The sequence below is a fragment of the Bradyrhizobium sp. Leaf396 genome, from assembly GCF_001424605.1.
Classification (GTDB): domain Bacteria; phylum Pseudomonadota; class Alphaproteobacteria; order Rhizobiales; family Xanthobacteraceae; genus Bradyrhizobium; species Bradyrhizobium japonicum_C.
On record NZ_LMQJ01000065.1, the window covers coordinates 337,118 to 350,624 of the forward strand.

Below are 13,507 nucleotides of genomic sequence, written 5' to 3' on the forward strand. Positions count from 1 at the left end.
TTGCCGGGCAGCCTACTGTGCATGGGGTTGTTTTGCAGTTTTGACAGACAGGATGTGACTGCGCCTGCCATCGGAAGGCACGAACTCCGGCCCGGCCGCGCACCCGCTACAGCACCGCCAGCAGCACCAGGCCGATCACCAGCACCACGAAGCCAACCGCCGTCGCGGCGGCGAATGACCGCTCTACGTTATCCATGACGCCACCCCGTTCTCGGCGCGCCACGTTTCCCCCATGGCACTGCCGACGGATCAGATCTTGCCGACGGGTATGTCCGCAGTGGCGCGAGCGGATGTCGAAATTGGGACGGGTGCGGGGCCAGTCTGCGGCCCTTCAATCGCGACCTCGGCGGATTACGCCAGCCGTCGCGCGGGTAGACGCGTCAGGCTGTCGTCAGCCGAGCCAGCCGGAGTAGCTCCGCTCAGGTGTTGCAGCCCAGCACCCCAGCCTCCAATGACTCTCGGCCACGCTTGGCGCTCCCAGGCGAGACTTTTTTCATGCCTCCCGGCCGACCCGCGGATCCCGCTCCCCCTGCGTCAGGCGCAGTGAGAAGGCGCGAATCGCGGGTGCCGCCAGCAGCACGATCGGCAGCATCGTCGCCCATGCGATCAGCCACGACACCATCCAGTGCCGAACGAAGCTCATCGGGCTGGCCGCGGGAAAGCTGGCGATCCCCGCCGCGATCAGCGAGGTCAATCCGGACTGGATGATGCCAAAGACGAAATGTGAATAACGGCGGGGAATGCCGAGCATGGGACGTCCATGGTTGCGTGCCGCCATCAGAGAAGCAAGGCACATGCCGTCTGGAGCGATCTGGAACCTTGGCCGGAACCGCCTCAGAGTTCAACGGTGTCCGCAAGCAGCCCGTGCGATGTTCAGGAACTTTGTTCATGGTCGGAGAACCACGGAGTTCGAGCGGAGGCTCGCGTTCGGATCAAGCCTCGGTCAATCCGCGCTGGGCAGCCGCCGCATGGTGAACTCGATGTCGCCGCCGGGCAGCTCGCGCCAAGTCTCGACGGCGCTCATATAGCCGGCCTTGGGGTAGCGGGCGAAGAAGGCCTGCGCCCTTTCCCGCGCCGCTGCGCGCGGCAGCGTGAAGGTCTCGCGCAGATAGCCGTCGCCGGCCATCTGGCCCGGCTTGCCCACCAGCTTGCGCCGGCGCGCCATCCGCTCGGCGAGATCCCGCGGCCGATCGGCCATCTTCCGCTACTCCTCGACGCAATACGCTCAACCAAATGTAGGCGCGGGCCGAACGAAGAGGAGTCCTGTCCGAAGGGGCGTTGCGCCCTCCGAACGGGTTTCGCGGTCAGTTGGCAGCCGTGCCGCTCTTTGTCTTCTTCGGCGCGCTGGTTGCGGCCGAGGCCTTCGGCGCCGGCTGCTTCGGCGGATCGGAGCGCATGCCGCCCCAGGGATCGTTCGATCCCTTGGAATCCGGGATCTTCTTCAGCGTTTCCTTGTAGGCCCTGTCACGCTCGGCTTCGGCGGCCTTTTCCTCCGGGGTCTTGCTCGGGGCATCCTGCAGCAAATTGAGATTGGGCATTTGCGCGTAGGCCGGTCCCGCCAACACGGCCAGCACCGCGGCCAAACGGAAAAGCTTCATCATCCACTCCTTGATCATCCATGAGGCGCGGACCGCCCCGCCCGTGTCATCCTTGCTTCGGCCCGGCTGCGTCCAAGGGGCCGCTCAAGGCAACGTGTGCCGCTAGAGCCGATCCGATCTGCACGATTTGGGCGCATGCAGCCAATCGTCCCACACCGGCCCGCATTTGGTGCACCCGCCCAGCGCGAAACCGAGCGCGGCCATGCAAAAGACGAGGACACACCGACGCAACATCTTCCACCCGTACCCAAGCAAGGCATCATACCGGGCCAACTCGGGCATTTTCAAGCCGAGGGGACCGGCGCAAGCCGGGTGACTTTGCCGCGGCGATGAGCGCACAATGAGGCGAAACATCCGGCAACACGGGAGAGCGCAACAGCAATGCAAATGCAGCCACAGGCCGAGTTCGGCATCGCAGACGCCCGACGCATCCTCGGCGAGGTTTTTGCGCCCTGGGTCCAGGACCTCAACCTCGCCGTCGAGCGCATCGAGCATGCGCAGCCGGCGGACCTCCCGGACTGGCAGCCGGGCGCGCTGCTGCGCATGCCGTTCTCGGAGCGGCTGTGCCGGCACGGCGGCGTGGTCTGCGGTCAGGCCCTGATGGCGCTTGCCGACACCGCCATGGTGATCGCGATCCTCGCTGCCAATCGCGGCTACCGCCCGATGACCACGGTCGACCAGACCACGCATTTCATGCGCGCGGTCTCCTCGTCCGATGTGCTTGCGGATGCGCGCGTGGTGCGGCTCGGGCGCACCATGAGCTTCGGCCGCGTGACGCTGCTCTCGGCTGCCGACAGCAAGCCGGTCGCGATGGTGTCGAGCGCGTTCGCGATGCTGCCGGGGTGAAACGCGACCTGAAAAGAAAAGAGCCGCCGGCAAGCGCAGCGCGGCTCTCGGCACTCATGTCGGGATGGGAAACGCGATCGCGGACGCGCTTGGCATCGTCGCGGCGGCGATCTTACTTGCCGAGGATCTCGTCGGCCGCGGTGACGATGCTGGCGTTCGGATTCTTTGCGCAATAGGCGCCGAACTTCTTGGCGTTGTCGATGAACTCGTCGGTGTCGATGATCGCGTTGTCCTCGTCGCCCTTGTACCAGCCGTCCATCCAGGTCAGCACGACCTGGATGTTGTCTTCACCGCTTTCGAGGAACTGCTTGCAGCTCATGGTCGCGAGGTCCCACTTGACCGCGTGGGCGGGCATCGATGACAGCGAGAACGCTGCAGCGAACAAGATCGAAAGCAAAATTTTCATCAGTATCTCCATCGGCGTGTGACGCCATAAAAAAGGGCTCGCAGGCAGGTTCGCAAAGCGACCCTCCGCTTCAACGTCGTAAACAAAGTCTGAAGGCTTGTGCAAGTAGCGCCAGTATTGAATTTAGTTGAACGCAATTTCCATGCACTACTTCACACTCATCAACATGGATCGACGCGGGATGATCGAGAAGCGTTCAGCACAACGTCACCGTGTTTTCAAGGGTGGAACGATCACCTTCGAAAACAGCGGCATCTCTTGCACGGTGCGAAACATGTCGGCGGACGGCGCGGCGATCGACCTCGACGCCTCCGTCATGCTGCCGCCATCGTTCACGCTTGCGATCGTGCGCGACGGTTTCGTACGGCATTGCCGCACGGTTTGGCGCAACGACAGGCGCATCGGCCTCGCCTTTGTGCAATAGTCGCGTGATGTAAACGAGCGTTCGCATCACATGCACACCACGATCACGATTGCTTGCCGCGGCGACGCCAGCGCAGGCTTGCGATCGCGAGCACGACGATCCCGATCCCGATCACCGAGGATGCCGCAAGGAAGCGTCCACCAGGACGATCGATGGTACGCGACCATAATGTCGGCCCCTCGCCTGGCCGCGCCAGGCGGAACGCCACCAAGCTGTCGCCGATCGAGGTACCTGCCTCGGAGTGGCCGCCGGCGCCGATCGCAACATATTGCTCGCCCTTCCAGAAATAGGTCATGGGATTGGCAACACCGGGCACCGGCAGCCGACCCTGCCACAGCTCCTTGCCGCTGCGCCCGTCGAAGGCACGTAAATAAGCGTCCATCGCTCCGGTGAAGACGAGACCGCCGGCGGTGACAGCAAGCCCGTTGACGAGCGGCGCGCCCCAGGGCAACGGCACGCCGAGCGGGGCCAGATCCTCGGTGGTGCCGACCGTCGCCCGCCAGAGGATTTTTCCTGCCCGAACATCGACCGCGACCATCTCACCCCATGGCGGCTTGTTGCAGAGCAGCCCAAGCGGCGACGTCACCAACGCACGCGACATCGCGAACGGCGCGCCACGCTGCTGGCCGAAATCGTGACCGGGCGGCGGATTGAATCCGGCCGCCTCGGCGCGCGGGATCAGCTTGATGAGGTGAACGGCGCGACTGGTGTTGGCATAAAGGATCTGGTTGACCGGGTCGAAGGCCGCGCTGCCCCAGTTCACCCCGCCACCGGTGAACGGAAACACCAGAGTGCCTTGCCTCGAGGGCGGCGTGAACAGGCCCTCATTGCGTGCTTCCGCGAACTGACGTTCGCAAGACGAACGGCCGATGCCGGGCATCAGAGATAGCGCATCATCGGGCGAGATCGTCTGCGATGTCAGTGCCGGCACATGTGTCGGGAATGGCTGCGTCGGGGACAGCGCCTCTCCTTCAGCGCCGCCCTGCGGCACCGGGCGTTCCTCGACCGGCCACACCGGCTTTCCGGTGTCACGATCGAGCACGAAGACAAAGCCCTGCTTGGTCGGTTGGATCACGACATCGCGCTGCCCTTCGCCGGTATCGATGCGCGTGAGCGTCGGCTGCGCGGCCAGATCATAGTCCCAAACATCGTGATGCACCGTCTGGAAGGCCCATACGAGTTCGCCGGTCGCGATGCGCAATGCGACCACCGAATTGGCGTGCTCGTTGCTGCCAGGCCGCTTGCCGCCCCAGAAGTCCGGCGATGGCGACGAGGTCGGCAGGAAGACGAGTCCGCGCGCGTCATCGACTGACATCGGCGCCCAGACGTTGGCGTGACCGGCTTCGATGCCGTCGCGCTTGAGCGGGTCGAAGGTCCAGCGTGGCTGGCCATTGCGCGCGTCGAACGCACGCACCATGCCGCTCGGCGCATCGACGCGGCGATTGTCGCCGATCGCGGAGCCGACCACGACCACACCGCGGCCAACCGCTGGCGGCGAAGTGACCTGGAATTCACCAGGCCAATCCAGCGGCATGCCGATCTCGAGTTTGACCTCACCGCCGTTGCCGAAATCGGCACAGGGAATTCCAGTCTTCGCGTCGAGCGCGATCAGGCGAACGTCGTTGGTGCCCATGAAGATGCGCGAGCGGCAGGCGGCCTCCGGGGGCGCCGTGTCATCGACCCAATAAGTGACGCCGCGGCAGACATGGCGATTGGCCGGACGCTGGTTGACCGCGATCTTCGGATCGAAGCGCCATTTCTGTACCCCTGTTCCGGGATCGAGCGCGATCACCTCGTTGAAGGGCGAGCAGAAGATGAGGCTGTCCTCGACGAACAGCGGCGTCGCCTGGAATTTGGTTCGCCGCACCACCTCGGGCGGGCGCGCGGTGAGATCGCCGGTGCGATATTCGAAAGCGCGGACGAGCTGACCGACATTGTCCGGCGTGATCTGTCGCAACGACGAGAAGCGCGAGCCGCCGACGTCGCCGCCCCAGCTCTGCCAGGCGAAGCATGGCGAGGCTGCAAACAATACGAACGCAGCGAATGGAGCCGCGAAAAGCTGACGCGCTCGCAACGGCCGCCTCGCTCTATCTCGATTTCTTGGCGGGGTCGCTTGGCCGGGCGCCGCCCCACGGATCGTATTTATCCTTGGGCTCGGGGATGCGTTCGAGCGCGGCCTTGTAAGCCTTTTCGTCGACCTTGGGTGCATGGTCGGCGGGCTTGGCTCCGTCATTGGGCTGGCGCCGGCCTTGCGCCTCCGCCGATCCAGCCGCCAGCGCCAGCGCCGCTGCCGCTATGACCAAAATCCTCATCGATGCAATCCCCCTCGTGTGGGGTACAAACTAGCCCGCGATCGCGGAATAGCAAACGCCGCGCGTTCCTGGCCTCAGCAAATCTTGATCGGCCGGGACTTCGCCGGATCGCGTTCGTGCCTATCTGTTGGCCCGCAGGGGATCCTCACGGATGTTACGGATTATTGCTCATGCGGCGCTGTTCGCCGGAGCGCTCGCGCTCGGGGCCTGCGGCTTTGCCGACAGCCGCGCACCGGTGCCTGAGTTCATGCGCATGAAGGAGCCCGAGCAGCCGCCGCCCGAAACGCCACCCGACGTCAAGCGCGTGGTGCGCGAGCAGATCGACGTCGTCTTTCTCCCAACGTCCTATCCGCGCGAGGTGCACGTCGCCCCACCCCATCGTGAGCTGCGAGGACTCGGCTGGACGGCATGCGTCCGCGCACAGCTCACCTCCGCGACGGGCGCGCCGCTCGGCGCCCAGACCTACCTGGTGTCCATCAATGGCGGAAAGGTCGTGGACCGCCGGCGGGCGGAAGCCGACGACATCTGCGGCACGGAGACTTACGAGCCGATCTAGGAACCCGTTCTGCAGCGCGTTGCGGTTCCGGGAAAAACAAGCAGCGCGGCCGGGAGCGATCACTGCTTCCTCTTCTTGTTACCGCGGAGGGCAGTCTCGGAGGAGGACACGATGAGGACGTTTACGATTGCGCTGTTGGCTGGCGTCGGTGCTTTGGCAGCCGCGTCGAGTGCGAAGGCTTCCGATATCTATACAACCAGCGAGTACACCAATCCGGATCTTGTCCAGCAAGTGCGGATGGTCTGTGATGACGACGGTCGCTGCTATCGCAAGCGCAGCGGTTCGCGCGTGATCGTGCGCGACTCCTATAACTACATGCCGCGCGACCGCTATTATGAGCGGCGGACGTATCATCGCCACCGGCATGACGGGCCGCGCGCCGGCGTGGGCATTCGCGCCCCTGGCGTCAGCGTCGGTGTGGGCGTCGGCGACCGCTGGTAAATCAATGACGGATTGATAGGCGGGACCGGACGAGACGACTCGGCCGGTCCCGTTCCTATGACCGCCGTTATAGAGCGGCTGATTGCTGCTGGAACTGCTCGTAGGCCGCAATGGCATCCGCAGCGTACATCAAAGACGGCCCGCCACCCATGTAGACGGTCATGCCGAGCGTCTCCTCGATCTCTTCGCGCGTTGCGCCCAGCTTGACGAGCGCCTCGGTGTGAAAGCCGATGCAGCCGTCGCAGTGTGCGGCGACACCGAGCGCCAAGGCGATGAGCTCCTTGGTCTTCTTGTCGAGCGCGCCGTCACGCGTGGCGGCCTGGGCCAGCGCGGCAAATCCTTTCATGGTGTCGGGAATGTCGCTCCGCAGCTTCTTCAGATTGGCCGAGATGTTCCGGGTGATGTCGACGTAGTTCTTGTCCATCGGATCCTCGTTAGCTGGATTTGGCTGTGGTCGGAGCCTCGCGCGGCGCACGCAAGGCGATGTAGATCGCGGGAATCACCAGCACGGTGAGCAGCGTTGACGACGCAAGCCCGAACAGGAGCGAGATCGCCAATCCCTGAAAAATCGGATCGAGCAGGATGGTTGCCGCCCCGATCATGGCCGCAAGCGCAGTCAGCAGGATCGGCTTGAAGCGGACTGCTCCCGCCTCCAGCACGACATCGCGGAGCGATTTGCCCCCGGCGCCGCTATGCCGGATGAAGTCCACCAGCAGAATCGAATTGCGGACGATGATGCCGGCCAGCGCTATGAAGCCGATCATCGAGGTGGCGGTGAACGGCGCCCCCAGGAGCCAGTGCCCGATCAGGATGCCGATCAGCGTCAGCGGAATCGGCGTCAGGATCACGAGCGGCAGGCGGAAGCTCCTGAACTGGGCCACGACCAGCACATAGATGCCGAGGATCGCTGCACCGAAGGCCGCGCCCATGTCGCGGAAAGTCACCCAGGTGATTTCCCATTCGCCGTCCCATAGCAGCGTCGGACGCGACTCGTCAGACGGCTGGCCGTGCAGGCTGATCGCGGGCTTCGGCAGCTTGCCCCAATCATGCGCCTCGACGCGATCGGCAACCGCGAGCATGCCGTAAAGCGGAGCCTCGAAGCGTCCGGCGAGCTCGGCCATCACCATGTCGGCGAAGCGGCCGTCGCGGCGGAAGATCGTGGGCGAGCCCTCCTCCACGGTCGCCTTCACGACCTGACCGAGTTCGACCACCGTCTTGCTGCCGGGCAACGTATTGGCTGGCACCGGCGTTGAGGCGAGAGCCTCGTCCCAGACCAGATCGCGCTTCCCGAGGCGCACGGCGATCTCGATCGGGTTGCGGTCCTCGCCTCGATGCGAGTAGCCGATCGAGGTGCCGCCGAAGAGCGTCTGGATCGTGTCGTAGACATCGCGCTGCTCGACGCCGAAGAACTCGAGCCTGTCCTGGTCGATCGAGAGCCGCAGTCGCGGCCGCTTCTCGCCGATGGAATCATCGATATCGACGATGAACGGCACTTCGGCGAAAATCTTCTTGAGCTCGGCCGTGACTGCCCGGCGCGTGGTCGCATCCGGACCGTAGACCTCGGCGAGCAGCGTCGAAAGAACCGGCGGCCCGGGGGGCACTTCGACCACCTTGATGCTGGTGCCCGGGGGCGGACCGAGCGCCTTCAGCTTCTCGCGCAGCTCGAGCGCGATTTCGTGGCTCGCACGCTTGCGCTCGCCGCGCGGCGCCAAATTGACCTGCACCTCGCCGAGCTCGGGCCTCTCCCGCAAGTAATAGTGCCGCACCAGGCCGTTGAAATTGAAGGGAGCCGGGGTGCCGGCATAGGATTGCACCGAGGTCACCTCAGGCAGTTGCCGCGCGATCTCTGCAGCGCCGAACAGCGTACGCTCGGTCGCCTCCAGACTTGCCCTTTCCGGCAGGTCGACGACCACCGCAATCTCGGACTTGTTGTCGAACGGCAGCAGCTTGACCGTCACCGACTTGGTCGCAAAAAGCGTCATCGACAACAGCGTCGCGATGCCGACACCGAGCAGGAACAGCCAGGCCGACCGCTTGCTCCGCACGATCGGTGCGGCGAAGCGCCGGTACAGCCGGCCGAGCCGGCCCTCATCGTGCTCCGCATGCGCCGGAGCCGTATCGCCTTTCGGCGCGAGCTTGAGCATCAGCCAGGGCGCGACCACCATCGCGACGAAGAACGAGAACAGCATGGCGGCCGACGCGTTGGCCGGGATCGGAGCCATATAGGGCCCCATCAGCCCCGACACGAACAGCATGGGCAACAGCGCCGCGACTACGGTCAACGTCGCAACGATGGTGGGGTTGCCGACCTCGGCCACCGCCTCGATGGTCGCCTGCAAGCGCGGTCGGCCGTCACGCATGGCCCAGTGGCGCGCGATGTTCTCGACGACGACGATGGCGTCGTCGACGAGAATGCCGATCGAGAAGATCAGCGCGAACAGGCTGACGCGGTTGATGGTGTAGCCCATCAAATTGGCGGCGAACATCGTGAGCAGGATCGTCGTGGGAATCACGACGAAGGTCACCAGCGCCTCGCGCCAGCCGATCGCGATCGCGATCAGGACGACGATCGAGATCGTCGCAAGGGCAAGGTGGAACAACAGCTCGTTTGCCTTCTCGTTGGCCGTCTCGCCATAGTCGCGCGTCACGGTCACCTGGACATCCTCGGGAATGAGGCGGGCCTTCAATTCCTGCAGCCGGTGGGCGATATTCTCGGATACGACGACGGCATTGGCGCCGGCCCGCTTGGCCAGCGCCAGGCTGACGGCGGGCGTCCGCGCCCACTGTCCGGCGGTATCGCGCGATTCCGTCCAGACGCGATGCTCAATCGTGCTCGGGCCAACGACGACGGAGGCGACGTCCTTGACGTAGACCGGCCGGCCGTCGCGGCTCGTGATGAGCAATAGTCCGATGTCGGGAATGCCGGAGAGCGTCTGGCCCGCCGCGACGCTCCGCACGGTGCCGGCATCGTGGACCTGTCCCGCCAGGAACGAGCGGTTGGCATCCTTGACCTTGGCGACGAGTTGCTGAAGCGTGATGCCGAACAGCGACAGCTTCTCCGGATCGGGCTCGACCCGGATCTGCTGCGCCGCCCCGCCCGATATGTAGGTCAGGCCGATGTCGTCGACCTTCATCAACTCCGAGCGCAGTTTGTCGGCGAGCTCGTAGAGATCCTTGTCGGTCCAGCGGCTGGCCGCCTCCGGCTTCGGCGACAGCGTCAACACCGTCACCGCGACGTCATTGATACCTCGTCCTACGATCAGCGGCTCCGGGATGCCGACGGGAATGCGATCCATATTGGCGCGGATCTTCTCGTGCACCCGCAGGATGGCATCTTCGAACTTGGTGCCGACCAGGAAGCGCGCGGTCACCATGACGCGGTCGTCCTCGGTCTGGCTATACACGTGCTCGACGCCGTCAATGCCCTTGACGATCGATTCCAATGGCTTGCTCACAAGCTCCACGGCGTCCGGTCCGCGCAGGCCGTCGGCATTGACACGGATGTCCACCATGGGAACGCTGATCTGCGGCTCCTCCTCACGGGGAATGATCACCACCGCGATCAGCCCCACGACGAGCGACGCGAGCAGAAACAGCGGCGTCAGCGGGGATGCGATCGTCGCTCTGGTCAACCGTCCTGACAGTCCGAGATTCATGGCAGCACCAACTGGTCGCCGGCAGAAATGCCGGACAGGATCTCGAGTCCGTCGGGAAGCGCCGGCGTCGGCAATTCGCGACCACGCTGCACCGGCACGTCTATCGTTCCTTTATCCTTCTGAAGCCGAACATAATCGATGCCGAATCGCGTCGTCACATAGCTGGAGGGAATGACGAACGCTGCTCGCGTGCCGCCGGAGATCCAGACCCGCAAGCGGTCACCGACGAAATATTCACCGAGGCCCTCGACAGTCGCATCCGCAATGACGCGCCCCTCCTCGATCTGAGGATAAACGAGATCAATGACTCCGGACTTGGCGACCTCTCCGACGAACTCCGCGCCGTCGACGCGGATCCGATCCCCCGCCTTGAGGAAGCGCGCATGCCGTTCGGGCACGCGGAGCCGCAGCTTGAAATTCTGCTGGGCGACGGTGACGATGGGATCACCCGCGAGCACGACGGATCCCACCGTGATCAGCCGCTTCAGCACGCGACCATCCGCCGGCGCAAGCACCTGGCCCTGGTTGAGCTGCTCGTTGATCACCGCACGTTCAGCGGTCTTGGCCCGGAGGCCGTTCTCGGCGACGTTCAGCGCAGTTCGCTGCTCGTCGAGCTTGATCCGCGGCAGAATACCACGCTCGACCAAACCTTCGGTCCGGCTGAAGTCGAGCTGCGCCTGGTTCGCCTGTGCCTGCAGCGCCTCGATCTGGGCGTCGAGCGATTTCATTTGCAGCACGAGCTTGTCGTCGCCGATCGTGGCGATCGCCTGACCAGCGGCAACGCGATCGCCCTCCCTGACCTTGAGCTGGACAACCGTGCCGCCGATGCGTCCGCGCGCTGGCACCACGCTGACGCTTTCGACCGTGGCGAATACGGCCTTTTCGTCGGCGATCGATTGCTGCGTGACCACGAGCGTTTCGGCCGCACTCGCCAGTGTTGCAGGCAGCCCGATGGCCGCGAAGGCTGCCAGCAAGCCCAATGATCTCGCCAGACATCGCATGGGATAGTTCCGTATCATGATCCAAGCACCATCACGCTGCTACACACAGCTCATTTCATCTGCTTCGGAAGGGGGCGTGTTGATCCTGCTCAAGGCGCCCTCACTCGAACTCTTCTAGATTTCATCTGGTCCTTGCGGACTTCGGCGCGCAAAATGCCTGAAAGAGCGTCTTCAGCACCTTGCGCGCCGGCTCGCTCGCGATCGAATAGAAGATCGTCTGGGCCTCACGCCGGGCGGACACCAGGCCATCCTTGCGAAGGAGCGCAAGATGTTGGGAGACTGTGGAGTCCCGCAAGTTCAGGAACTCGGCGAGCTCGCCGACCGAGCGTTCGCCATCGATCAACTGGCAGATGAGGAGCAGGCGATGCCGGTTGGCGAGCGCCTTCAGCAACTCGCTCGCCTGATCCGCAGCCCGCTCCATGATTTCAGCATTCATCTTCATACTTGCGTATATATGAAAATACGAATATATAGTCAAGCGCTGCACGACAGCCGGAACCGAATTGGCGGAGCAGCTTGGTCCAACGGAGGAAACCCATGGCGGAAGTTGTCGTAATCGGAGCCGGTCTGAGCGGAACGCTGATGGCCTATGAATTGCTGCCACAGTTGAGGAAGGAAGATCGCCTTAGCGTCATCGCGCAAGGGTCCGTCTATCATTTCGTCCCATCGAACCCCTGGGTCGCAGTCGGCTGGCGCAAGCGTGAGGAGATCGAGATCGACCTCGCGGACATCATGAAACGCAAGGGCGTGCGACTGCTGACGCAGGGCGCAAGGCGCGTCCACCCGACCGAGAACAGTGTCGAGCTCGGCGACGGCACGTCGATCAACTATGACTATCTGGTCGTCGCAACCGGTCCCGAATTGGCTTTCGACGAGATTCCGGGTCTGGGGCCGCAAGGCCATACTCAGTCGATCTGCCACGTCGATCATGCCGCACATGCCCGTGAAGCCTTCGAGAAGCTTGCGGCGAATCCCGGACCGGTCGTGATCGGCGCCGTGCAGGGCGCCTCCTGTTTCGGGCCAGCCTACGAATTCCTCTTCATTCTGGAAACTGAGCTGCGCCGGCGAAAATTGCGCGACCGGGTTCCGATGACGTTCGTCACTTCGGAGCCGTATATCGGACATCTCGGCCTCGACGGCGTCGGAGACACCAAAGGGCTTCTGGAAAGCGAGATGCGCGAGAAGCACATCAAGTGGATCACCAACGCCCGCGTCGACAACGTCGCGCCCGGCTTGATGTCGGTGGAAGAGTTCGCCGACGACGGCACGTCTCGCAAGGCCCACGAGCTGCCTTTCGCTTATTCGATGATGCTGCCCGCCTTTCGCGGCGTCGAAGCAGTGCGCGGTATCGAAAAACTGACCAACCCGCGCGGCTTCGTCATCGTCGACAAGCATCAGCAGAATCCCACCTACCCCAACGTCTTCGCGGTCGGTGTCTGCGTCGCGATCGCACCAGTCGGCGCGACACCGGTGCCGGTCGGCGTCCCAAAGACCGGCTTCATGATCGAATCCATGGTGACGGCGACTGCGATGAACATCGGTGCCCTGCTTCGCGGCAAGGCGCCGACAGCCCAGCCGACCTGGAACGCGATCTGCCTCGCCGACTTCGGCGACTCCGGTGTCGCGTTCCTGGCGCAGCCGCAGATCCCGCCGCGAAACGTCAACTGGTCGTCCAAGGGCGAATGGGTGCACCTCGCCAAGGTCGCTTTCGAGAAATACTTCCTGCGCAAGATGCGGCGCGGCGAGAGCGAGCCGTTCTACGAGCGCTTCGTTCTCGACAAGCTGAACATCGCCAAGCTCAAGGAGGTCCGAACCGGCACATGAGCACGACACGCCAGATCGTCTGCGGCAGTTGCGGGCGCATCAACCGTCTGCCCGCCGAACGCGCGCCGCAAGGTGCGCGTTGCGGCGCCTGTCACCAGCCGATGTTCACCGGCCATCCGGTCGAGGTGGACGAGGAAGCCTTCAGCCGACACGTCGCCAACAACGACATTCCCGTGCTGGTCGATGTCTGGGCACCATGGTGCGGCCCGTGCCGCGCCATGGCGCCGATGTTCGAACGGGCCGCGCAGCAGCTGGAGCCGAAAGTCCGGCTGTTGAAGCTTAACTCCGACAACGCCCCCTCATTGTCCTCGCGCCTCAACATCAGCGGCATCCCCACCCTGCTGCTGATGCGCGGCGGCCGCGAGATCGCCCGCCATTCCGGCGCGATGGATGCCCGCAGCATCGTCGCCTGGACCGAAGCCGGTCTCACCCGTTCTTAACTC

Annotated in this window: 16 protein-coding genes; 6 read left to right on the plus strand and 10 right to left on the minus strand. The window is 64.2% G+C overall.

All coding sequences use genetic code 11. The features are described 5' to 3' along the window. Positions 1–493 precede the first annotated feature (493 nt). The 3 genes from ASG57_RS34580 to ASG57_RS34590 form a co-directional block, all read right to left on the minus strand. A complete protein-coding gene (locus ASG57_RS34580) occupies positions 494–751 on the minus strand; it encodes a DUF2798 domain-containing protein (protein WP_024340909.1) in 258 nt (85 codons plus the stop codon). 192 nt (positions 752–943) lie between these two features. After that, positions 944–1,198 carry a hypothetical protein gene (locus ASG57_RS34585; RefSeq protein ID WP_057199072.1) on the minus strand — a complete coding sequence of 85 codons (255 nt, stop codon included), beginning with the start codon at positions 1,196–1,198 and terminating at the stop codon, positions 944–946. Positions 1,199–1,304: 106 nt separating this feature from the next. Beyond that, positions 1,305–1,598: a hypothetical protein gene (locus ASG57_RS34590; RefSeq protein WP_024340911.1), complete on the minus strand. Its 294-nt coding sequence runs from the start codon at positions 1,596–1,598 to the stop codon at positions 1,305–1,307. A 381-nt stretch (positions 1,599–1,979) separates the two neighbouring features. On the opposite strand from ASG57_RS34590, the gene ASG57_RS34595 reads away from it, so the two are divergent. Beyond that, a complete protein-coding gene (locus ASG57_RS34595; protein WP_024340912.1) occupies positions 1,980–2,444 on the plus strand; it encodes a PaaI family thioesterase in 465 nt (154 codons plus the stop codon). A 112-nt stretch (positions 2,445–2,556) separates the two neighbouring features. On the opposite strand, the gene ASG57_RS34600 is transcribed toward ASG57_RS34595, so the two are convergent. Further along, entirely contained in the window at positions 2,557–2,850 is a 294-nt protein-coding gene (locus ASG57_RS34600) for an HdeA family protein (RefSeq protein WP_024340913.1), read from the minus strand. Positions 2,851–3,031: 181 nt separating this feature from the next. Here ASG57_RS34600 and ASG57_RS34605 point away from each other — a divergent pair, with 181 nt between their 5' ends. Continuing rightward, positions 3,032–3,274, plus strand: a complete 243-nt coding sequence (locus tag ASG57_RS34605; protein ID WP_024340914.1) for a PilZ domain-containing protein — start codon at positions 3,032–3,034, stop codon at positions 3,272–3,274. A 43-nt stretch (positions 3,275–3,317) separates the two neighbouring features. On the opposite strand, the gene ASG57_RS34610 is transcribed toward ASG57_RS34605, so the two are convergent. Together ASG57_RS34610 and ASG57_RS34615 are read right to left on the minus strand one after the other, a co-directional pair. Beyond that, positions 3,318–5,348, minus strand: coding sequence for a pyrroloquinoline quinone-dependent dehydrogenase (locus ASG57_RS34610; protein WP_082529098.1), 2,031 nt, complete (start codon positions 5,346–5,348; stop codon positions 3,318–3,320). 13 nt (positions 5,349–5,361) lie between these two features. Beyond that, positions 5,362–5,586 carry a hypothetical protein gene (locus ASG57_RS34615; protein WP_057199073.1) on the minus strand — a complete coding sequence of 75 codons (225 nt, stop codon included), beginning with the start codon at positions 5,584–5,586 and terminating at the stop codon, positions 5,362–5,364. Positions 5,587–5,737: 151 nt separating this feature from the next. Here ASG57_RS34615 and ASG57_RS34620 point away from each other — a divergent pair, with 151 nt between their 5' ends. Beyond that, positions 5,738–6,142: a hypothetical protein gene (locus ASG57_RS34620; protein ID WP_024340917.1), complete on the plus strand. Its 405-nt coding sequence runs from the start codon at positions 5,738–5,740 to the stop codon at positions 6,140–6,142. Positions 6,143–6,253: 111 nt separating this feature from the next. After that, complete coding sequence (locus ASG57_RS34625; RefSeq protein ID WP_057199074.1) at positions 6,254–6,583, plus strand: hypothetical protein; 330 nt, start codon at positions 6,254–6,256, stop codon at positions 6,581–6,583. A 67-nt stretch (positions 6,584–6,650) separates the two neighbouring features. Here the strand turns inward: ASG57_RS34625 and ASG57_RS34630 are convergent, their stop codons facing one another. The 4 genes from ASG57_RS34630 to ASG57_RS34645 all read right to left on the minus strand — a co-directional run bounded on the left by ASG57_RS34630 (position 6,651) and on the right by ASG57_RS34645 (position 11,682). Further along, positions 6,651–7,007 carry a carboxymuconolactone decarboxylase family protein gene (locus ASG57_RS34630; RefSeq protein ID WP_024340919.1) on the minus strand — a complete coding sequence of 119 codons (357 nt, stop codon included), beginning with the start codon at positions 7,005–7,007 and terminating at the stop codon, positions 6,651–6,653. A 10-nt stretch (positions 7,008–7,017) separates the two neighbouring features. Further along, a complete protein-coding gene (locus tag ASG57_RS34635; RefSeq protein WP_057199075.1) occupies positions 7,018–10,239 on the minus strand; it encodes an efflux RND transporter permease subunit in 3,222 nt (1,073 codons plus the stop codon). Beyond that, complete coding sequence (locus ASG57_RS34640; RefSeq protein WP_057199105.1) at positions 10,236–11,240, minus strand: efflux RND transporter periplasmic adaptor subunit; 1,005 nt, start codon at positions 11,238–11,240, stop codon at positions 10,236–10,238. Before ASG57_RS34640 ends, ASG57_RS34635 begins: the two co-directional genes overlap by 4 nt. 121 nt (positions 11,241–11,361) lie before the next feature. Then, positions 11,362–11,682 (minus strand): ArsR/SmtB family transcription factor, encoded by a 321-nt coding sequence (locus ASG57_RS34645; RefSeq protein WP_028145971.1) that lies wholly within the window; start codon positions 11,680–11,682, stop codon positions 11,362–11,364. A gap of 95 nt (positions 11,683–11,777) precedes the next feature. On the opposite strand from ASG57_RS34645, the gene ASG57_RS34650 reads away from it, so the two are divergent. Together ASG57_RS34650 and trxC are read left to right on the plus strand one after the other, a co-directional pair. Next, positions 11,778–13,064, plus strand: a complete 1,287-nt coding sequence (locus tag ASG57_RS34650) for an NAD(P)/FAD-dependent oxidoreductase (protein ID WP_024340923.1) — start codon at positions 11,778–11,780, stop codon at positions 13,062–13,064. After that, on the plus strand, positions 13,061–13,504 hold the full coding sequence (gene trxC / locus ASG57_RS34655) for a thioredoxin TrxC (RefSeq protein WP_024340924.1): 444 nt from the start codon (positions 13,061–13,063) through the stop codon (positions 13,502–13,504). Before ASG57_RS34650 ends, trxC begins: the two co-directional genes overlap by 4 nt. Positions 13,505–13,507: the final 3 nt, after the last annotated feature.